23 protein-coding genes are annotated in these 20,378 nt (G+C 64.3%); 9 read left to right on the forward strand and 14 right to left on the reverse strand.

The window, feature by feature from the left end:
* Positions 1–10: 10 nt before the first annotated feature.
* From AS156_RS26040 to AS156_RS26070, 7 genes are all read right to left on the reverse strand, one after another.
* Positions 11–1,522 carry a hydrogenase large subunit gene (locus tag AS156_RS26040; RefSeq protein WP_066510403.1) on the reverse strand — a complete coding sequence of 504 codons (1,512 nt, stop codon included), beginning with the start codon at positions 1,520–1,522 and terminating at the stop codon, positions 11–13.
* Positions 1,523–1,540: 18 nt separating this feature from the next.
* Positions 1,541–2,989, reverse strand: coding sequence for a hydrogenase 4 subunit F (locus tag AS156_RS26045; RefSeq protein ID WP_066510405.1), 1,449 nt, complete (start codon positions 2,987–2,989; stop codon positions 1,541–1,543).
* Positions 2,986–3,648, reverse strand: coding sequence for a hydrogenase-4 component E (locus tag AS156_RS26050; RefSeq protein ID WP_066510406.1), 663 nt, complete (start codon positions 3,646–3,648; stop codon positions 2,986–2,988). The genes AS156_RS26045 and AS156_RS26050 overlap by 4 nt, the downstream gene beginning before the upstream one ends.
* Positions 3,648–4,604 (reverse strand): respiratory chain complex I subunit 1 family protein, encoded by a 957-nt coding sequence (locus AS156_RS26055; RefSeq protein ID WP_066510410.1) that lies wholly within the window; start codon positions 4,602–4,604, stop codon positions 3,648–3,650. Before AS156_RS26055 ends, AS156_RS26050 begins: the two co-directional genes overlap by 1 nt.
* Entirely contained in the window at positions 4,595–6,610 is a 2,016-nt protein-coding gene (hyfB, locus tag AS156_RS26060) for a hydrogenase 4 subunit B (protein WP_066510412.1), read from the reverse strand. Before hyfB ends, AS156_RS26055 begins: the two co-directional genes overlap by 10 nt.
* Positions 6,607–6,879: a helix-turn-helix domain-containing protein gene (locus AS156_RS26065; protein ID WP_066510416.1), complete on the reverse strand. Its 273-nt coding sequence runs from the start codon at positions 6,877–6,879 to the stop codon at positions 6,607–6,609. The genes hyfB and AS156_RS26065 overlap by 4 nt, the downstream gene beginning before the upstream one ends.
* Positions 6,880–7,033: 154 nt before the next feature.
* Positions 7,034–7,927, reverse strand: coding sequence for a CHAD domain-containing protein (locus tag AS156_RS26070; protein ID WP_245313069.1), 894 nt, complete (start codon positions 7,925–7,927; stop codon positions 7,034–7,036).
* Between AS156_RS26070 and AS156_RS45665 the strand changes: the two genes are divergently transcribed.
* The 4 genes from AS156_RS45665 (at position 7,926) to AS156_RS26085 (ending at position 10,497) form a co-directional block, all read left to right on the forward strand.
* Complete coding sequence (locus AS156_RS45665; RefSeq protein ID WP_283807941.1) at positions 7,926–8,054, forward strand: hypothetical protein; 129 nt, start codon at positions 7,926–7,928, stop codon at positions 8,052–8,054. The genes AS156_RS26070 and AS156_RS45665 overlap by 2 nt on opposite strands.
* Before the next feature lie 183 nt (positions 8,055–8,237).
* Positions 8,238–8,672, forward strand: a complete 435-nt coding sequence (locus AS156_RS26075; RefSeq protein ID WP_066510418.1) for a MarR family winged helix-turn-helix transcriptional regulator — start codon at positions 8,238–8,240, stop codon at positions 8,670–8,672.
* Between the two features lie 81 nt (positions 8,673–8,753).
* A complete protein-coding gene (locus tag AS156_RS26080; protein ID WP_066510419.1) occupies positions 8,754–9,524 on the forward strand; it encodes an enoyl-CoA hydratase-related protein in 771 nt (256 codons plus the stop codon).
* A 103-nt stretch (positions 9,525–9,627) separates the two neighbouring features.
* Entirely contained in the window at positions 9,628–10,497 is an 870-nt protein-coding gene (locus tag AS156_RS26085) for an aldose 1-epimerase family protein (protein ID WP_066510425.1), read from the forward strand.
* Positions 10,498–10,533: 36 nt separating this feature from the next.
* On the opposite strand, the gene AS156_RS26090 is transcribed toward AS156_RS26085, so the two are convergent.
* Positions 10,534–11,127: a TetR/AcrR family transcriptional regulator gene (locus tag AS156_RS26090; protein ID WP_066510427.1), complete on the reverse strand. Its 594-nt coding sequence runs from the start codon at positions 11,125–11,127 to the stop codon at positions 10,534–10,536.
* Positions 11,128–11,252: 125 nt separating this feature from the next.
* On the opposite strand from AS156_RS26090, the gene AS156_RS26095 reads away from it, so the two are divergent.
* Positions 11,253–11,633, forward strand: coding sequence for a DUF4267 domain-containing protein (locus AS156_RS26095; protein WP_066510432.1), 381 nt, complete (start codon positions 11,253–11,255; stop codon positions 11,631–11,633).
* A 1-nt stretch (position 11,634) separates the two neighbouring features.
* Positions 11,635–11,955, forward strand: a complete 321-nt coding sequence (locus tag AS156_RS26100; RefSeq protein ID WP_066510435.1) for a DoxX family protein — start codon at positions 11,635–11,637, stop codon at positions 11,953–11,955.
* A 21-nt stretch (positions 11,956–11,976) separates the two neighbouring features.
* Here the strand turns inward: AS156_RS26100 and AS156_RS26105 are convergent, their stop codons facing one another.
* The 3 genes from AS156_RS26105 to AS156_RS26115 form a co-directional block, all read right to left on the reverse strand.
* Positions 11,977–12,177, reverse strand: coding sequence for a hypothetical protein (locus tag AS156_RS26105; RefSeq protein ID WP_066510626.1), 201 nt, complete (start codon positions 12,175–12,177; stop codon positions 11,977–11,979).
* An 87-nt stretch (positions 12,178–12,264) separates the two neighbouring features.
* Positions 12,265–13,266 (reverse strand): tryptophan--tRNA ligase, encoded by a 1,002-nt coding sequence (gene trpS / locus AS156_RS26110; RefSeq protein ID WP_066510436.1) that lies wholly within the window; start codon positions 13,264–13,266, stop codon positions 12,265–12,267.
* A gap of 367 nt (positions 13,267–13,633) precedes the next feature.
* Positions 13,634–14,368: an SDR family NAD(P)-dependent oxidoreductase gene (locus AS156_RS26115; protein WP_066510628.1), complete on the reverse strand. Its 735-nt coding sequence runs from the start codon at positions 14,366–14,368 to the stop codon at positions 13,634–13,636.
* Between the two features lie 200 nt (positions 14,369–14,568).
* On the opposite strand from AS156_RS26115, the gene AS156_RS26120 reads away from it, so the two are divergent.
* The 3 genes from AS156_RS26120 to AS156_RS26130 all read left to right on the forward strand — a co-directional run bounded on the left by AS156_RS26120 (position 14,569) and on the right by AS156_RS26130 (position 17,212).
* Positions 14,569–14,982, forward strand: coding sequence for a DUF3830 family protein (locus AS156_RS26120; RefSeq protein ID WP_066510629.1), 414 nt, complete (start codon positions 14,569–14,571; stop codon positions 14,980–14,982).
* A gap of 1 nt (position 14,983) precedes the next feature.
* Positions 14,984–15,922 (forward strand): allantoinase PuuE, encoded by a 939-nt coding sequence (gene puuE, locus AS156_RS26125; RefSeq protein WP_066510439.1) that lies wholly within the window; start codon positions 14,984–14,986, stop codon positions 15,920–15,922.
* Positions 15,923–16,060: 138 nt separating this feature from the next.
* A complete protein-coding gene (locus AS156_RS26130) occupies positions 16,061–17,212 on the forward strand; it encodes a mechanosensitive ion channel family protein (protein WP_066510443.1) in 1,152 nt (383 codons plus the stop codon).
* Positions 17,213–17,225: 13 nt separating this feature from the next.
* On the opposite strand, the gene AS156_RS26135 is transcribed toward AS156_RS26130, so the two are convergent.
* The 3 genes from AS156_RS26135 to AS156_RS26145 are packed head-to-tail and all read right to left on the reverse strand — an operon-like array spanning position 17,226 to position 20,378.
* Positions 17,226–18,758, reverse strand: coding sequence for an ABC transporter ATP-binding protein (locus tag AS156_RS26135; RefSeq protein WP_066510444.1), 1,533 nt, complete (start codon positions 18,756–18,758; stop codon positions 17,226–17,228).
* The gene (gene biuH / locus AS156_RS26140; RefSeq protein ID WP_066510445.1) at positions 18,755–19,438 is read right to left on the reverse strand and encodes a biuret amidohydrolase; all 684 of its coding nucleotides are present in this window, start codon (positions 19,436–19,438) and stop codon (positions 18,755–18,757) included. The genes AS156_RS26135 and biuH overlap by 4 nt, the downstream gene beginning before the upstream one ends.
* 13 nt (positions 19,439–19,451) lie before the next feature.
* Complete coding sequence (locus AS156_RS26145; RefSeq protein ID WP_066510447.1) at positions 19,452–20,378, reverse strand: ABC transporter permease; 927 nt, start codon at positions 20,376–20,378, stop codon at positions 19,452–19,454.

A 20,378-nucleotide genomic window follows, 5' to 3' on the forward strand; every position in this document is an offset into this window, starting at 1 on the left:
CGTCCGGTCCTCAGAGGTCCTGCCCTGAGTAGGAGCAGTTGAACGATTTGTTGCAGAGGGGGAAATCCGCCACGATGTTGCCTTCGATCGCGGCCTCCAGCAGGGGCCATTGAAACCACGACGGATCGCGCAGGTGGCATCGCTCGATCCGGTCGCCGCTCAGCCGCAGCCATGCCAGGATATCACCCCGGAAACCCTCGACGATCGCCATGCCTTCGGAAGGCGCGGATCCATTTTGCAGTGGCACACTGATCGGACCGGCCTCGAGTCCGGCGATGATCTGATCGACGAGTGAGAGGCTTTGCTCGACCTCGCGGATCCGAATCCAGACGCGGGCATTGACGTCGCCCTCGTTCAGGACGGGGATGTCGAAGCGCAGCACGTCGTAGGGGTGATAACCGGGTGCGCGGCGTGCATCATGATTGCGGCCGCTCGCGCGCCCGACGTAACCGCCGGCGGCAAATTGCCGGGCGAGGGCGGGATTGAGGCTGCCGGAACCGACGGTGCGGTCCTGGAGCGACGCGGTGTTGTCATAGAGATCGACCAACGCCGGAAAATGCCGGCGGATCTCGCCGAGCGCGGCGCGGATCGTCGCGGGTCCGTCGCTCGCGATATCGCGCGCCAGGCCGCCGGGGACAACAACGTCCCGCATCAGGCGGTGGCCGAACGCAGCTTCAGCGGCGCGCAGCACGCGCTCGCGCAGCACGCCGCAATGCGCGTGCATCAGCGCAAACGACGCATCATTGCAGATTGCCCCGATGTCGCCGAGATGATTGGCCAGGCGCTCGAGCTCAGCCATCAGCGCGCGCAGCCAGAGCGCGCGGCGTGGCGCCGTGATCTGCAGCGCGGCTTCGACGGCTTGCGAGAATGCCAGCGCATAGGCGACCGTGCTGTCGCCGCATACCCGGCCGGCGAGACGCGCGGCTTGCTCAATGGTGCTCGCCGCCATCAGTGCTTCGACGCCCTTGTGCGTGTAGCCGAGCCGCTCCTCCAGGCGCACCACGGTCTCTCCGCTCGCGGTGAAGCGGAAGTGCCCGGGCTCGATGATGCCGGCATGCACGGGACCGACCGCAACCTGATGCAAGCCATCACCCTCGGCCGGAAGGAACGGATAAGGCGAAGCATCGGGCGAAGCGTTGAGACGTTCGCCGAGCGGGAAGCGTGTTTGCCAGCGTCCGTGATCGAGCCAGCGCCGGCTATCCGGCGTTCCCACAGCCTCCAGTCCGAACAGGTCGTGGATGGTGCGCTCCAGTCGAAGCGCCGGACGATGATAGGCCGCGACCGACGGGTAGCGGCGATCGGGGCAATCCAGGCTGATCACGCCGATATCGGAGGTGCGGTCATCGAGAATGGCCATGTGCACGCGCGACGGTTCGCCCCACAACCCAAGCAAACTCATGCCGCCGTTCGCGCAGGCGCTGGCGGCAGAGCGCCAGACTTCGCCGTCCACGATCGCGCGTGGCCATGGATAGTGCCGTTCCACTCTGCGGCCCGCCTGCATCAAATCGATCAACGCCGGCATATCCCGTTCTCCTTCGCGCTAACCCAGAACGTTGGCGACGTGCTGGAACCAAACGACGAGCGGTCCCGGAAGGTAGATGCCCGCGGTCAGGACAAGCGCGAAATGCGCGAACATCGGCATGTAGGATGCGTCCGCCGGGGCGGTGCTGCCGCGCGGCTCGCCGAAGGCGACGTTCGTCAGGCGCAGCATGAGCGCCCCGAAAGCGAGCAGCAGGCCGAAAACAAGCAGGACGGCGAGCAGCGGCTGGCGCGCGAAGGTGGAGCTGACGATGAGAAACTCGCTCATGAAGATGCCGAGTGGCGGCAGACCGGCTATCGCGACCACGCCGACCGCAAGACCCCAGCCGAGCGCCGGATGCGTTTCGGTCAGGCCGCGGATGTTGGCGATCTGTTGCGTGCCCTTCACCTGTGCAATGTGGCCGACGGCGTAGAAGATCCCCGACTTGGTGAGGCTGTGCATCACCATGTGCAGCAGGCCGGCGAAGTTGGCGAGCGGACCACCCATCCCGAACGCAAACACGATGATGCCCATGTGCTCGATCGAGGAATAGGCAAACAGCCGTTTGATATCGCGACGGCGGTACAGCATGAAGGCCGCGAACAGGAGCGAGGTCAGTCCCATCGTCACCATCAGCGGGCCCGGCGATATCGCCTCCGGATTGGCGGCCAGCAGGATCTTGAAGCGGAGCACGGCGTAGAGCGCAACGTTCAGCAGCAAGCCGGACAGTACGGCGGAGATCGGGGTCGGGCCTTCGGCATGTGCGTCCGGAAGCCAGGCGTGCAGCGGCGCCAGGCCGACCTTGGTGCCATAGCCGAACAGCAGGAAGATGAAGGCGACGTTGAGCAATGCCGGGTCGAACGTCGCGGCGCGCCCGATCAAGACGGTCCAGACCATGGCGTCCTGACCCTCGCCGACCACCGGCCGCGCGGCCATGTAGACCAAGATCGTGCCGAACAGCGCAAGCGCGATGCCGACGCTGCCGAGAATGAAATACTTCCAGGCCGCCTCGAGCGCGGCGTGCGTCCGGTAGATGCCGACCATCAGGACGGTGGTGAGCGTGGCAATCTCGACTGCAACCCACATCAGGCCGATATTGTTCGACACGAACGCGAGATTCATGCCGAACATCATGACCTGATACATGGCATGATAGAAACGCAGATAGCCCGGCGTCAGTCGTCCGGTCTCGATTTCGTGGGCGATGTAGCTCGCGCTGAACACGCTCGTAGTGAATCCGACGAAGGTGTTGAGCACGATGAAGACGATGTTGAGGTCGTCCACCAGCAGGTACTGGCCCGGTTGCGGTCGTGCGATGATGAACAGCGAAAGCGCGGCGAGGAAGGTGCCGAGGCTTGCAACGACGTTGAGCGCGGCGGTCAGCCGGTAACCGGGCAGCGCCGCAAGGACCGCTGCGGCGCAGATCGGTATCAAAAGCACCCAGGCAACCGCATCCGACGCCGCGGTCATCGCCGCTCTCCTCTGAATTCGTCGAGAGCGCCGATGTCGACGGTGTCGAACCGTTCCCGAATGCGGAACAGGAATACGCCGATCACGATGAAAGCGATGAGGATCGAAAACGCCACGCTGATTTCCACGACGAGCGGCATGCCCTTGGCGCCCGTCGCGGCGAGCACCAAACCGTTCTCCAGCGACATGAAGCCGACGACCTGGCTGACCGCGTTGCGTCGCGTCACCATGACCAGCAATCCCAGCAGCACAACCGACAGCGCGAAGGCGAGGTCTTCTCGAGCCAGGGGATCGGCAGCACCTGTCACCCGCAGCATCAGCACCATGGAGAGGGCGACGAGCCCCATCCCCGCCAGCATGGTGGGCCCGATGCCCACGGCAGTCTCGATGTCGCGATGAATGCCGAGCTGCTTGATGATCCGGTGCAGCGCCACCGGGATGATGATGGCCTTGAAGACCAGCGCGATGACCGCGGTCACATAGAGATGCGGTGCGTTCTGGACGTACGCCTGCCAGGCGACCGAAAGCGCGAGCACCAATGCATGAAGCGCGAAGATGTTGAGCAACGCGTACAAGCGGTCCTGGTACAGCATCATGAAGCTTATCAGGACGAGGCCGCCGGCGAGCAGATGGGCGATGTCAAAAGCGAGATTGGGCATCAGAAGCTCTCTGACACGAAGCGAAGAAGCGTACCGAGCAGACCGAGCATGAGCGCCGCGCCGAGGAACTCGGGAACGCGGAAGACCCGCATCTTTGCCGTCGCGGTCTCGAACAGGGCGAGCAGAAACCCCGCCAGAGCAAGCTTGAAGAGATAGGCGCCGACGCTCACGACGTAGGACAGCGGGGCGGCGCCGACGATCGTGATCTGCCACGGGAAGAACACGCAGATGATCAGCGAGATGTAGAGCAGGAGCTTGAGAAAGGCGCCGAACTCGATCATGGCGAGATGACGCCCGGAATACTCCAGGATCATCGCCTCATGCACCATGGTGAGCTCCAGGTGCGTCGCCGGATTGTCGACCGGGATGCGGGCATTCTCGGCGAGCGCCACCATGATGAGCGCGATCATCGCCATTCCGAGCGAGACGCGCAGGCCCACCTGCGACGACGCCATGAAGGTTGCGACAGTCGACAGCTGGGTCGAGCCGGCAATCAGCGCCACGCAGAATACCATCAGCATCATCGCCGGCTCGGCGAGAGCGGCAATCATCACCTCGCGGCTGGAGCCGATGCCGCCGAAGCTGGTGCCGACATCCATGCCGGCAAGTGCAAGGAAGAAGCGCGCGCTTCCGAGCAGGGCGACGATGGCGATCAGGTCGGCGCTCCAGCTGAACTGCAGGCCGGTCGCGAATGTCGGGACCAGTGCCGCCGCGACCCAGATAGCTGCAAAGGTCACGTAGGGCGTGACCCGGAACAGCCAGGAGGCGTTCTCGGCGAGCACGACCTCCTTGCGCAGCAGTCGCAGCAGGTCACGGTAGGGTTGGAAGACCGATGGTCCTTTCCGGCGCAGCAGGCGGGCCTTGATCTTGCGCACGACGCCGGTCAGCAGCGGCGCCAGCAGCAGCACCAGCGTCATCTGCCCCAACTGCACGAGCATGTCCGAGATCACGACCATATCGCGAGCACCAGCAGCAGCGTGACGAGGGTTGCAAAGACGAGGCTGAGATAGCGGCGGATGGTCAGGAACTGGAGCTGGTTCAGCCGATCGGCGAAAAACCACACCGCTTTGGTCAAGGGCGTGTACAGCCGTTCCCAGACCAGATCGTGCATATCGACCGTGAGGCGAGCCGGCCGCGGATCGCCCGGCGACGGCATGTCGACATGCTCGCGGGCCTGGAAGATCAGCGTGCCGAAGACGCGGCGTATCGGCTGTGCGAAACTTGCGCCGGAATACTGCGCCGCCGGCGTCGGATCAGCAAAGCCACAGCCCCAGGCGGGGCCGCGCCTGATCGCGCGCGACGCAAAGCGGTGGATGAAATAGACTGCAAGCGACGCCGCGGCCGTTATGAAAACGAAGACGAGCAATCCGTTGTAGGAGCTGCGGCTCTCTGCGATCGGAACGATCGAGAGCCAGGGATCGTTGGCCTGGACCGGCATGCGGTGGCCAATGATGGCCTGCGCGACGGGCGCAAGGCCGTCGATGACCAGGCCGGGCAGAATTCCGGCCAGGAAGCAGAGCGCAGCGAGGCCGTACATCGCCGCCAGCGAGCAACGATCGACCTCACCGGCAGCTGCAGCGACGGGGCTTCGCGCGCGGCCGAGAAATGTGACGCCGAAGGCCTTGACGAAACATGCCGCTGCGAGCGCCGCTGCCAGCGCCAGCAATGCGCCGACGGCGGGCACCATGATCTTCAGCCCCCATTGCGGCAGATCCGGGCTCCGCAGCACCGCCTGGAAAACGAGCCACTCCGACACGAACCCGTTGAACGGCGGAAGCGCCGAGATCGCGACGCATCCGACGAGAAAGGCGAAGCTCGTGAGCGGCATGCGGTGGATCAGGCCACCCAGTTTCTCCATGTCGCGCTCGCCGGTTGACGTCAGCACGGCACCGGCTCCGAAGAACAGCAGGCTCTTGAAGAACGAATGGTTGAGGACATGGAATAGCGCCGCCGTGAAGGCGAGGGCTGCCGCCAGGCCAAGGCCGTTCGCCTGAAAGGCGAGCGCAAGGCCGAGGCTCGCAAAGATGACGCCGACGTTCTCGATCGTGCTGTAGGCAAGGAGGCGCTTGATGTCGTTTTCCATCAGCGCATAGAGGATTCCCATGACAGCGGTCGCGCCGCCGAGCACCAGCACGACGATTCCTGCCGACCAGCCTGGCGGGCCGAGCAGATCAAACACGACCCGGATGAATCCGTAGATCGCGACCTTCGTCATGACGCCGCTCATCAGCGCCGAGACATGGCTCGGAGCTGCAGGGTGGGCGAGCGGCAGCCAGACATGCAATGGCACCAGGCCGGCCTTCGATCCGGCGCCGAGCAACATCAGCGCAAGCACCAGCGCGGCTTCTGAGGGCGCATGCGGGGCGCTGCGTATGGCGGCAAATCCGTAGCCGACGCCGGCCCCCGACAGCAGACCGAAGGCGAGCAACAGGGCCAGCGTTCCGAAGCTTGCCATCACAAGATAGACGTAGCCCGCTCGCGCATTGTCCGCTTCGCGATGGTGCGCCATGACAAGCGCCCATGATGCGAGCGACATGAACTCCCAGCACAGCAGAAAGGTGAACGCGTCATCCGCAAGCACGACGAGATTCATTCCGGCCAGGAAGGCTGGGAAGAAGGGAAGGACGCGGTGCGGCGCGGATTCGTGGCTGCCATAGCCAAGGCCGTAAAGACTTGCCGCAGCACCGCCGAGATTGACCACCGCAAGAAAGAATGCGGCGAGCGCGTCGAGGCGGAAATGTGATCCGAGCCAGGGCAGGCCGATCGGCAGCACCATTTCCGTCGCTTCGGCGTGGGCGACGAGGAAGGACAGGGCGCGGGCGAACGCGATCAACGAGATCACAAGCGTTGCGCCGTAGACGACGGTTGTCGATTTGTTCGATCTGTTCGCTGCGATCGCGAGAAGGGTCGTTCCCAGCAGAGCGGCCACACACCAGACCTGCTGATCGACCCCCGGTATCACATCGGCACCTTCGGCGTATTCGATCCGGTCTTCAGTCGTACGCCGCGGCCGCCGCCGCTACTGACGGCTCCCTCGTTGATGACCTCGACACCGGCGGCGCCGAGTGCGTCGATCAGTTTAACGAGCGAGTCGACGTTGCCCCGGATGGTGCCCTCGCTCGCCTCCATGCGCTGTATGGTCGGCACCGAAAGCCCGGATAGTTCGGCAAGTTGCCGTTGGTCGATGCCAAGCAGGGCTCTCGCAGCTCGCAGCTGCGCCGCAGTGATCATCGGTCTGGCCGTCGATTGAGAGGGTCGATTCGAATGTCATTCATACACACCAAGTAGTGATGTTACAAGTGCAATAAATGATATCTCAGACATCACCGCCTGAACAGCGACAGCCGTTTACCTGTGGCGGGCCGATGGCGTCGCGCGGACGCGCTCAGCTGGAGATTTTTCGATAGATCGCCGCAGCCCGGCGCAAGAGCCGGCCCTTCTTCTTCCGTTCGTCCAGTTTCTTGTGTGCGGCTGTTTCGCTTCGCCGCTCCAATGTATCGACACTTTCGACGAGTGTGCGGCGCACCTCCGCGTCGTTCAGTTCGCCGAGGACTTGCTGCCCCTTGCGCAATTGCTTCAGGATATCCCGCCACGGTGCGAAGTCGTCCGCGGGCAATCCGCCTTCCGAGAATTCGATGGCGTAGCGCAGCCGCTTGCTGGCCAGCCGCACCCGATGCCGCTTGTTTTTGCCCATGCCCTGCAGGCCGCGGCTCTTGCGGGTGAGCTTCTTGTGCCATTGCGTCAGCTGGCGGGCGTGGAAGACCGAGACCGGCACCGCCCGCCGTTTCGCGGCGCTGCGATCCTGTCTCGTGGTCCACGGACCGCTGCCGACCCAGTCCCACATGCCCTCGAACCATTGTTGATAGCGTTGGCTTTGGAGCGCGTCGGTGAGCTGCTCGAACGCCTCGACGCGTGCAGCCCTGAACATGCGCTCCTCGGGCAGCCCCTTGCTGTTCTCGATCGCGACGTCGAGATCGCGGGTTGCGCCGAGATACCCGCTCAGCCATTTCAGCTCGGATTTCAGTCGTGCCCATTCGGTGTCCCCCACCATCCGTCCGTAAAACCTGATCGCGGTCTTCAGCCGCGTCAACGCGATCCGGGTGCGATGCAGCGCGGTGGTATCGCCGGCACGGACGGCCTCGTGATTGGTGGCGACTTCCTCGAGACATTCGGACAGGATCAGGCGAAACGCGGTCTCACAACGCATGGCCTGGCTGAGGTGACGCGGACGCTTCGGATGGGCAACGCGCCCTTTGGCCGGACTTGCCGATGACGTCATGAATTCTCTCGCGCCGCAGTCGGAGCCGCGAAACGCTACCGGCGGCATCCTGAACCCGAAGCTTTCCGGGTTGATCGATTTCGATCAAGGGTTTTCTGAAAAGCCCCGCTTCAACCATGCTGCATAGCGAAAAAATGTGGCGTGCGCACAACTGCGACGGGAGGTCGTTGCGCAGGCGGCCTTGCTGCGCGAGCGCATGCCCGTCGTTCGGCGACGGTCCGCCGATTTTTGCACGCACGATTCCGTGAGGCTGGATATTTCGTGCGCGAAATAGTTGAGTATTTCGTGTGCGAAATATATACGGATCAGCATGAGAGCAGAGCACCGGCTGATCTTTCTTTTGACCGTGGCCTATCGACGGCTGCAGCGCGCCATCGAGCAGGAGACGGCCGCGCACGATCTGACGTCGGCCCAGGCGGGTGTGCTGTTCTATCTCGGGCGCAATGGCGGCGCGCTGATCGGCGACGTCTCGCAGGCGGTCGACATCGTGCCGTCGGCGATGACCGGGCTTGCCGATCGGATGGAACGTGCGGGCCTCGTGAAGCGCCGGCGCGACGGTGAGGATGGCCGCAGCCAGCGGCTCTATCTGACCGCGGCGGGACAGGAGCTCGGCAAGCGTGCCGCGACGCGGACCAGGGTGATCAACAACCGCCTGATGGACGGATTTTCGGAAGCCGAGATCGACGTGGTGTCGCGCTGGCTGACCAGCCTGCAAGAGAAATTCCCGAAAGACAAAGACGCCTAGAGCGTTTTCGAGCGAAGTCGGCACCGGTTCGCGTGAAGAAAACGCGTCAAGACAAGACTCTAGAGGCAACAGGAGTGAGACATGAGTGAACTGGTCGACGTAGCCCTGGACGCAGGCGTCCTTACCGTGACGATGGCGCGTCCGGACAAGAAGAATGCGATTACGAATGCGATGTATGGCGCGATGGCCGATGCGCTGGAGCGTGCGGAAAGCGATTCCGCGATCCGCGTCGTGCTGCTGCAGGGCGACGGCGACAGCTTCACCGCCGGCAACGATCTCGCTGATTTCGCTGCGGTCTCGCAAGGCGCGCGCGTCGAGCGCCACGTGTCGCGCTTTCTCGCAAGCCTCGCGGCTGCGAGGCGGCCGCTGGTTGCCGCCGTGCAGGGCAATGCGGTCGGCATCGGCACCACCATGCTGTTGCATTGCGACCTCGTCTACCTCGCGCCGAACGCCAGGCTGATCACGCCATTCGTCAACCTCGCGCTGGTTCCCGAGGCAGCCTCGACCCATCTCCTGCCGCAGCGCATCGGCTATGCGCGCGCCTACGCGATGTTCGCGCTCGGCGAGCCCGTCGAGGCGGAGGCTGCGGTCTCTATCGGCCTGGCCAACGCAGTCGTCCCGCTCGACGATCTCCGCGCCAGGGCGCGGGCAGCGGCCGAAGCGCTCGCCAAGCGGCCGCTCGGCTCGCTCGTGCACACCAAGGCCCTGATGCGCGACACCGCTGCGATATCTGCGCAGATGGCGCGCGAGAGCGAGATCTTCCAGGAGCGGTTGATGAGCGCCGAAGCGCGCGAGGCCTTCGCTGCCTTTGCCGAGCGCCGCCCGCCGGATTTCTCCAGGATCACGGGATAGGCCTGATCATCAAAACCGTGTCGGCGAGCGTCATCGGGGTTGACGCCGCCGCCATGATCGAACATCTCGTTTCGCAGCACACTGCAGTCCGGCGAGGCGAGGCATGAGCGACAGTCACACGCTGCGTGGCGAGGGGATCGCCGCGACCATTCTGGCGCAGGGCGCGGAACTGTCGTCGCTCCAGAATATCGAAGGCGCCGAGCTGTTATGGCAGGCCGGCCCGCAATGGCCACGGCATGCGCCCGTGCTGTTCCCGATCGTCGGCCGGCTGAAGAACGATACGCTGCGTCACGACGGCAAGTCCTATCCGATGACGCAGCACGGCTTTGCGCGTGACCGGCGCTTCGCGTGGGTGGAGCAGGGGCCGCGATCCTGCAAGCTCTCGCTCACCGACGACGCCGAGACCCGCGCGCGCTATCCCTTCGCCTTCAGGCTCGAGGTCACCTACACGGTCGACCGCGCCGATCTCACGGTCGGCTTCGACGTCATCAACACCGGCGAGGTAACGTTGCCGGCCTCGCTCGGCGGTCATCCCGCCTTCAACTGGCCGCTGCTGCCGGGATTGCCGAAGGATGCTTATGCGCTGACCTTCGAACAGGATGAGCCGGCGCCGATCCGGCGGCTGAAGGGCGGGTTGATGCGGCCGCAAACAGAGCCCAGCCCGGTCGCAGGCAGGACGCTTGCACTGTCGGAGCAGCTGTTCGATGACGACGCCATGATCCTCGATCAGGTCGCGAGCACATCCGTTCGCTTCGCCGCGGGCCAAGGTCCGGCGATCGAACTGTCCTGGAGCGGTTTTCGTGAGCTCGGCGTCTGGTCGAAGCCGGGCGGTGCGCCGTTCCTCTGCATCGAGCCGTGGCACGGATTTGCAAGTCCGGTGGAGTTCGACGGCGAATTTGCCGACAAGCCCGGCTTGATGCACATCGCGCCGGGCGCGCGGCAGTCGCTGAGCTATCGCATCCGCGTCAGTTGAGCCTTGGCTTTATCCACGGAGGCCGAAGGCCGCTTATCAGGACGAGCGACGGTTCGGCGTGCTTCGGGAAACGACGAGCGCCCGAACAACAAGTGCGATGCGTTCGTCACGCGCGCTGGGCCTGATCCGGCCTGACCGTTCGAGTGCAGCGAGCCCATGAAGGGCCGCCCAAAAAGTCTCGGTCGCGGCCTCGACATCGGCACAGAACGGCTTGACCGCTGCAGCAATGGCTTCGAAACCAGCGTGTAGTTCAGGCCTGGTCTCGGCCGAGGCGAACCGCAGGCTGGTCGGGAGTATGAACATGGCCTCGTAGAGCGCAGGGCGACTGAGCGCAAAGGTGAGATAGGCCACGGCGACATTCTTGAGGGCGTTTCGTCCGGTCGATCCACTTGCCGCTTCGCGAAGAGCTGTTGTGAGTTCCTGAAAACCCTCGACTGCAACTGCCGCAACAATCGCATCCCGATTCTCGAAATGTGAGTAGAGGACGGGCTGGCTATATTCGATCTCGTCGGCCAGACGGCGGATTGTAACGGCATCCCATCCTTCGCGCTCTGCGATCACGCGCGCTGCCGCGACAATGCGATGCTCGCGCTCGGCACGTTGCCTTCCTTTCCGCTCGGCGGTTCCCAATCTTCGATCTCCCGGATCTGGAAGGCCCAAATATCTCAATAGCATACCGATGCTTGACAATCTAGCAATGCTATACAATGATCTAGCGGCGCTAGATTATCTTGTTTAACTAACGGGACACGGCGATGCATTGGCTTACGCTCGGACTGGCACTGCTCCTGGCCCTCGCGATCATCGCGATCGGCACCCTGTATGTTGCGAGCCCGCTGACCGCGACACGCAGCTTCGGCCTGCCGCTTCCCGAAGATGGCGTCAACATCGCTTGGTGGCTTCGCCTCAAGGGGGTGCGCGACATTGCATCGGGATTGGCGGTGTTGGCGTTCATGGCCTGGGGCATTCCTCTGGGGATCGGCATCATCCTGCTTGTAGAAGCCATCATCCCCGTCGGCGACATGCTGCTCATTCTTGCGGCGAAAGGCTCCACCAGAAGCGCCTTCGCCATGCACGGCCTTACGGCGGTGATCATGGTCTTGACGGCCGTTCCCATGATGATTGGGGGGCGCTGAGATGGTCCATGCTCTTTCGGTCTGGCTGCTGGTTGCCGGCTTCTTCGGCGCAGGCCTCATAAACGCGATCGGCACGCCCGCGACGCAAAGCGATTTCGTTCGGTGGGGTTATCCGCGCTGGTGGGGCCGCGTGACCGGCGGACTGGAAATGGTGAGCGCCGTTCTGATTGCGCTTCCCGTCAGTCGGATTGCCGGCCTGACGCTTGGGGCGGCCATCATAGCGGTTGCGGTTCTGACCGTTCTACGTCACCGCGATTTTTCGCACCTGGTGCCGCTTGGTGTCTTTGTCGCCGCGATAGCGCTCGCAGGGCTCTCGTCGTGAAAAGCGGCGCGTCGCTACGGCTCAATGCGCGCGTGGATCGAGCACGCTCGTGATCCCGCTGACTGATGGCGGATTCTCACGTGCCCATGCTTCATGCGCGGCTAGATCCCGGTAATGGTCAGCCATGCGCAGCAGCCGTTTGCGGATGCCCTGGTCCTTCTCGCCCTTGGCCTGGTCTGCGAGCTGCGAGGCTCGTTCAAGAAGCGCTTTCGGATCGATCACGGCAAAGCTCCAGATGCGGTTTCGCCTGACAGTCAACGATCGCAGGCAAGCACGGTTCCCGCACGGTTTGATGACAGCCTTGCAGCGTCACAGCTGGAACAAGCCGAGCCCTTCCATGACGTAGCATTTGGTGCGTTCCGTGGTGTCCCGTGCCTTCAGGGTTCCGCGTCTGATGATATCGACAACGAGGTCGCGATCGGTGGCCAGCTCGGTGCGCCGTGCCCGGATCGGCGCGATCAACTCCTGGAGAATGTTCTCCAGGCGCCGCTTGACGCTTGAATCGCCGAGACCGCCGCGCCGATAGCGCGCCTTCAAATCCTCGACCGCATTGCGATCGTCGTCAAACGCGTCGAGATAGGTGAAGACGACATTGCCTTCGACCTTGCCGGGGTCGCTGACACGCAGATGGTCGGGATCGGTGAACATCGCGCGCACGGCAGCGGAAATGTCATCGGGCGAGGCCGAGAGCGGAATGGCGTTGCCGGCGGACTTGCTCATCTTCGAGCGTCCATCGACGCCCGGCAGCCGCCCCGCACGCGGGATGATCGCCTGCGCCTCCTGCAACAGCTCGCGTCCGGCCAGCGCATTGACGCGGCGAACGATCTCGTTGGTCTGCTCGATCAGGGGAGCCTGGTCCTCGCCGACCGGCACGACCGTTGCGCGGAAGGCGGTGATATCAGCAGCCTGCGATGCGGGATGGCAAAGGAAGCCGGCCGGGATGTCGCGTCCGAAACCGCGCGCGCGGATTTCATCCTTGATGGTGGGGTTGCGCTCGAGCCGAGCGACCGTGACGAGGTTGAGATAGAGCATCGACAGCTCCGCAAGCGCGGGAAGCTGCGATTGCAGGCAGATCGACGTTCGTTCCGGATCGATGCCGACGGCAAGATAGTCCAGTGCGACCTCGATGACATTGTCGCGGACCTTGCCGACGTCGTGGGCATTGTCGGTGAGGGCCTGCATATCCGCGAGCAGCAGGAACTGCCGGTGCGTGTCCTGAAACGCGAGACGGCTTTTCAGCGAGCCGACATAGTGGCCCAGATGAAGCGGCCCGGTGGTGCGGTCACCGGTGAGAATGATCGGTTTGGTCATCGTATCTCCATTCGGTTGGAATGGGGACGCCGCATTGCGAGCTGGATGACATGAAAAGGCCGCCCGATGCGGCGGCCCCGAAAATGCATGAACGCGTTCGGCCCGCCTTGTCAGAAGGCGCGCCACCAGAAATTGGCGATGAGGATCGAATGCTTCATGCCGCAACGCGTAGGGCAAACCGGCGGTATGGTCAAGACGGCAAGGAGACGTACGCTAGTCCTGCTGCGTCACACACCTCGTAACCCTCATGGTGAGGAGCGCGGAACGCGCGTCTCGAACCATGAGGCCCCATCTGTGGCCTACATCCTTCGAGACGCCCGCTTCGCGGTCTCCTCAGGATGAGGGTACGTCTATGACGTAATACGTCTTAGTTGAACGCCATGCCGCCGCTCATCGCGATGGTCTGGCCGGTCATGTAGGGATTGTTGACCAGCAGCATCACGGCTTGAGCGACTTCCTCGGACGTGCCGAAACGTCCTATGGGGATGCGGCTAACCAGCCCGGTCTGCCCTCTCATCATGTCGGTCTCGATCAACGACGGCGCAACGGCGTTCACGGTGATGCCTTCCTTGACGAGCCGTGCGGCATAGCCGCGGGTCAAGCCTTCGATGCCGGCCTTGGACGCGTTGTAGTGCGGCCCGATCGAACCTCCACCGCGCGCGGCGCCAGAGGAGATGTTGACGATGCGGCCCCACTGCTTGGTTCGCATCATCGGCAGCACGGCCTGCGTGCACAGGAAGACCGATTTGAGATTGACCGTGATGGTGCGGTCGAAGTCCTCTTCCGTGAGATCGTCGACGCCCTTGACGATCGCGATCCCGGCATTGTTGACGAGGATGTCGATCGGGCCGAGTCCCGATGTCGCGCGCTCCACCATGTCGGCGACCGCGGCGGCTTCCGAGACGTCGGCGGCGATTGCGACCGCCCGGCCGCCCGCAGCGGTGATGCCTTTCGCCAGCGTCTCTGCTTCGGCGGCTCGCTCGCGATAGTTGATCGCGACCGCGGTGCCGGCTTCCGCCAGCATCCTGACAATGGCCGCGCCGATCCCGCGCGACCCTCCGGTTACGAGCGCCACATGTCCGTGCAGGCTGTCCGTTGCCATCGGGGCACCTCCCTCGTGTGTCCCTGTCAGGTTCGCAAACGGCGTCGCGGGATGCAATGCGACCCTGCTCAAATCTGCGTTGCCGGCGTGTCCCGCGTCGAAAAACCGGTTTTTGCGGCCGGAATCGGCCTTGCTTCCGGCGCGGGCCGGCGGCAATGCTGGCGGTGTCACTCCTTCCAAAAGCCACCCACGAGAGATCGATGAGCAAACTGATTGTCCGCGCCGGCGAGTTCACCTTTGACGCCCGTTTCGAGGAGCAGCTTGCACCGAAAACGGTCGCCGCCTTCCGTAAGGCGATGCCGTTCGAGAGCCAGGCGATCCATGTGCGCTGGAGCGGCGAGGGCGTCTGGATGCCGCTCGGCGATCTCGATTTCGGCGTGTCCTACGAGAACCACACCAGCTACCCGGCGCCGGGCCAGATCATCCTCTATCCCGGCGGCATCAGCGAGACCGAGATCCTGCTTGCCTATGGCGGCGTGCATTTCGCCAGCAAGATGGGCCAGCTCGCCGGCAACCACTTCATCACCCTGACCTCGGGGCTTGAGAACCTCACCATCTTCGGCAAGACGGTGCTGTGGAAGGGCGCGCAGAAGATCCGCTTCGAGGAAGTCTGATGTGAGCGAGCCCCGTTATCCGCGCGATCTCCGCGGCTACGGCCGCAATCCACCCGATCCGAATTGGCCGGATGACGCGCGGATTGCGGTCCAGTTCGTGGTCAATTTCGAGGAGGGCGGCGAGAACAACATCCTGCACGGCGATTCCGCTTCGGAGGCGTTCCTCTCGGACGTGCTGGGCGCCCACCCCTGGGTCGGTCAGCGCCATGCCAACATCGAGTCGATGTTCGAATATGGCTCACGCGCCGGCTTCTGGCGGCTGTGGCGGATGTTCACCGAGCGCAAGATGCCGACCACCGTGTTCGGCGTCGCAATGGCGCTCAAGCGCAATCCGGACGTTGTCGCCGCGATGCAGGAGGCAGGCTGGGATATTGCCAGCCACAGCCTGCGCTGGGTCGAGCACAAGGACATGTCGGAAGCCGAGGAGCGCGAGGAGATCAATCGCGCCATTGCCGTCCACACCGAAGCAACCGGCGCGCGCCCGCTCGGCTGGTACACCGGCCGCTCCTCGATCAATACGCTCCGGCTGCTGATGGAGACGGGCGGCCTGCGCTATCTCTGCGATTCCTACGCCGACGATCTGCCGTACTGGATCAAGGCCGCCGGCACCGAGCCGCATCTGGTGATCCCCTACACGCTCGATGCCAACGACATGCGCTTCGTCAATGCGCAAGGCTTCGGCGGCGGCGACGGATTCTACACCTACCTGAAAGACAGTTTCGACGTGCTCTATGCCGAGGGCGCGACCCGACCTGCGATGATGTCGATCGGCCTGCATTGCCGGGTGGTCGGCCGTCCCGGCCGCGCCGCCGCGCTGATGCGCTTCCTCGACTACGTCCAGAAGCACGAGCGGGTCTGGGTGCCGACGAGGCTTGCGATCGCCGAGCATTGGCACGCCAATCTGAAGCATCTCGCCGGACAGGCGTTCGAAATCGGCTAGCCAGGTTCCGCGCCGTCGTTTTGGCGCAGAATCCCGTGCACCCGAGTTGCACCGCATGGATTGCTGCGTTGCACTGATATCAGAAGCGATCCCGGATTCCGCGCGTTAGTTGCCTGCAATGCGGGAGCAGGCGGGTTCATGCAAGATGTCCGGGACATCCTGACCAGGTTGGAACACACGTTTCGTTGGGTTCCAGATTGGGTGTTCGGTCTCGCTCTGATCACGGCTGCCGTTGCCGTGGCCCTCGTCGTTCATTCCATCGCCCAGCGCATCGTCCACCGCATGGTTGGACCGAAGAACTCCGTCGCTCCGATGCTGCTTGACCGGACATCCGGTCCGACGCGGCTGGCGCTGTGTCTTGCCGCCGTCGCGCTGGTGCTACCGCTGGCGCCGCTCGACGATTTGCTGCGCCAGGCGCTCGGTCATTTCTTCGGCGTCTCTGTCATCGCCTTGGTCGGGTGGATATCGATCCGCGCCGTCGACATGGCCTCGGTGAGATATCTGGATAAATTCCGGCTCGATGTCGCGGAGAATTTCCTGGCACGCAAGCACGTGACCCAGGTTCGCGTCTTCAAGCGGGTTACGGATACCTTGATCATCATCATCGCGGTCTCCACCGCGCTGATGACGTTCGACTCGGTCAGGCAATATGGCGTCAGCCTGTTCGCGTCTGCCGGCGCGGCCGGCTTGATCGTCGGTCTTGCGGCGAGGCCCTTGCTCAGCAACCTGATCGCCGGCCTGCAGATCGCCATCACGCAGCCGATCCGGATCGAGGATGCCGTGATCATCGAGAATGAATGGGGCTGGGTCGAGGACATCGCCTCGACCTATGTCGTGATCCGCTTGTGGGACTGGCGACGCATGGTGGTGCCCTTGTCCTACTTCATCGAACGTCCGTTCCAGAACTGGACGCGCGACGCGCAGTCGCTGATTGGCGCGATCGCGCTGCATGTCGACTATAGCGCCGACGTGCCGGCGATCCGGAAAAAGCTGGAGCAGGTGGCGAAGGACTCAAGGCTTTGGGATGGTGCGGTCGTCAATTTGCAGGTGATCGACACCCATCCGCGCACCATCGAGCTGCGTGCGTTGGTCAGCGCGCGCAATGCGCCGCAATCCTGGGATCTGCGTTGCGAGATTCGCGAGAAGCTGCTTGCGTTCATTCGGGACGAGATGCCGCAGGCTCTGCCGCGCGATCGGGCGATCCTGGCGCCTGCCGTTGATGATTTCGGCAGGGCGTTCCTGCGCGGTGCGCCAGCACGGGGGCGTGCGGCGGCGCCGTCACGCAATTAGTCAGCGACTTGCCTCAGTGCCCCGCCATGTGCCGGCCGATCTCGGTGAGGTCGGCTTCGCTGGCGCGGGCCTCGTGGACGAACGCGCCGTGGAACATCACGACCAGCCGATCCGACAGCTCCAGCAGTTCGTCGAGGTCCTCGCTGACCAAGAGTACCGCCGCACCGCGGTTGCGCGCGGCCATGATCTCGGCATGGATCTGCGCCACCGCGGCAAAGTCGAGCCCGAAGCAGGGATTGGCGGCGATCAGCACCTCGACGTCGCCACCGAGCTCGCGCGCCAGCACCGCGCGCTGCACGTTACCACCTGACAGCGCCGCGATCGGCGTCTCCGGCGTGCGGGTCTTGATCTTGTAGCGTCCGATCTTGCGCTCGGCGCCTTTCCGGAACGCCGCGCGGTTCAGCCACCAGCCGCCACGCGCAAACGGCGCGCGGTCGAACTCGCGAAACGCGATGTTGTCGGCGACGCTCATGCCGCCGACGCAGGCGTTCTTCAGCGGCTCCTCCGGCAGCAGCGACATCCGGTGGCGGCGCATCTCCTCGCGGGTCGCCGCATAGGTCTCGCCCTGCACCCGGATCGCGCCGCTCTCGGCCTCGCGCTGGCCGGCCAGCACCTCGACGAGCTGACGCTGACCGTTGCCGGATACGCCGGCGATGCCGACGATCTCGCCGCTCTTCACCGTCAGCGATACGCCGTGCACGGCAATGGCGCCCGCATCATCAAGCGCGGTGAGCTTGTCGAGCTCGAGCCGGGCGGCTCCGGCTTCTCCGGTGCGCGGCGGCTGCACGGTCAGTTGCTCGGCGCCGATCATGGTGCGCGCCATCTCGTCGGGCGTGAGGTCGGCGACCTTGCCGGCACCGGCCAGCTTGCCGCGGCGCAGGATCGTCACCTCGTCGGCAAAGGCCATCACCTCGCGGAACTTGTGTGTGATCATCAGGATGGTCAATTCACCCGCGACCACCATCGCACGCAGCATGCCGAGCACCTCGTCGGCCTCGCCCGGCGTCAGCACCGAGGTCGGTTCGTCCAGGATCAGGAAGCGGCGCTTCAGATAGAGCTGCTTGAGGATCTCGCATTTCTGGCGCTCGCCCGCGGAGATATCGGAGACCTTGGCGTCGAGCGGTACCTTGAAGGGCATCCGTGAGAGGAACGCTTCCAGCGCCTTCTTTTCCTTGCGCCAGTCGACCACGATCGGGACGTCGTCGCGCGCCAGCACCAGGTTCTCGGCGACCGTCATCGCCGGCACCAGCGTGAAGTGCTGATAGACCATGCCGAGGCCGAGCGCGTGGGCATCCTTCGGGTTGGCGATGCTCTGCTGGCGCCCGCCGACGATGATGTCGCCTTCGGTCGCGCGGTAATAGCCCATGATGCATTTCACGAGCGTGCTCTTGCCCGCGCCGTTCTCGCCGAGCAGCGCGTGGAACGAGCCGGGCCGCACCTTCAATTCGACATTGTCGAGCGCGAGGAAATCGCTGAACCGCATCGTCATGGCGATGGCGTTGACGCCGAACGCGCCGGAGGGGGCAGGCGGCTCGCCGATGATCACGACAGCGTCCCGATCAGATCGGCGGATTTCGCCACCGCGCCGAACACGCCGCCCTGCATCTTGATCATCTTCAGCGCGTGATCGTGATTGCTCTTGTCGGTCGCGCCGCAGCAATCCTCGATCAGCACGCATTCGAAGCCGCGGTCGTTGGCCTCGCGCATCGTGGTGTGGACGCAGACGTCGGTGGTGATGCCGGTCAGCACGATGTTCTCGATGCCGCGCAGCCGCAGCATCAATTCGAGGTCGGTGGCGCAGAACGAGCCCTTGCCCGGCTTGTCGATAACAGGCTCGCCCGGCAGCGGCGCCAGATCGGGGATGATCTCCCAGCCGGGCTCGCCGCGGACCAGGATGCGGCCGCACGGGCCGGGATCGCCGATGCCCGCGCCGATCTGCCGCGAGCGCCAGCGCTTGTTGGCGGGCAGGTCGGTGAGGTCGGGCCGGTGGCCTTCGCGGGTATGGATGATGTGAAAGCCCTGCGCGCGCATCACAGCGAGCAGCTTCTTGATCGGCTCGATCGGGGCGCGGGTCAGCGACAGATCGTAGCCCATCTTGTCGACATAGCCCCCGACGCCGCAGAAATCGGTCTGCATGTCGATGATGATGAGCGCGGTGTTCTGCGGACGCAGGTCGCCATTGTATGGCCAGGCGTAGGGCTCGGACTTCACGTAGCGCTCGGGCATGGGACGGTCTCGGCTATCGGGTGATGGACAATTCGGCCGGCGCGCCGGTCACCGTGCGTTTCGGCGAGCAGGTGATGATCATGATCGCCAGCGTCAGGATGTAGGGCGCGGCGTTGAAAAGGTGATAGCCGGAGGTGATGCCGACCGATTGCAGCGCCGGCCCGAGCGCTGCGGCGCCGCCGAAGGCGAGCGAGGTCCACAGGCACAGCATCGGGTCCCAGCGCGCGAAGATGACGAGCGCGACCGCGGTGATGCCCTGTCCCGACGAAAGACCCTCGTTCCAGCTGCCGGGATAGAACAGTGACAGGAACGAGCCGCCGATACCGGCGAGGAAGCCGCCGACCATGGTGGCGCGCAGCCGGATCAGGAGCACCGAATGGCCCATCGCGCGCGCCGCGTCCGCGCTTTCGCCGGCGGTGCGGATCAACAGGCCCCAGCGCGTGGTCCTGAAGGCCCAATAGAGCAGTGGCGCGATCGCGACGCCGATCAGGAACAGCACGTTGATGCGCAGCGCCGCGCGCAGCTGCGGCACGTCGCTCCACCAGCCGAAGTCGATCGCCGGCAGCCGGGCGGCGGTGGGTTCGATCAACGGCTTGCCGAGGAAGAACGCAAGGCCGGTGCCGAGCAGCATCAGCGCGATGCCGACCGCGATGTCGTTGACCCGCGGCAGCGAGCATATGCCCGCGTGCAGCGCGCCGAACATTGCGCCGGTGACGCCGGCGGCGAGCACGCCGAGCCACGGCGAGCCCGAGAGATAGGAGATGCCATATGCGCTCATCGCGCCCATCACCAGCGTCCCCTCGAGGCCGAGATTGATCCGGCCGCTCCGCTCGGTGATGCATTCGCCAAGGCTGACGAACAAAAACGGCGTCGAGACGCGGATGGCGCCACCGAACACGGCGAGCGGAACGGTCCAGAGTCCGATCGAGGCATCCGCCAT

The sequence above is a fragment of the Bradyrhizobium macuxiense genome, from assembly GCF_001542415.1.
Classification (GTDB): Bacteria; Pseudomonadota; Alphaproteobacteria; order Rhizobiales; family Xanthobacteraceae; genus Bradyrhizobium; species Bradyrhizobium macuxiense.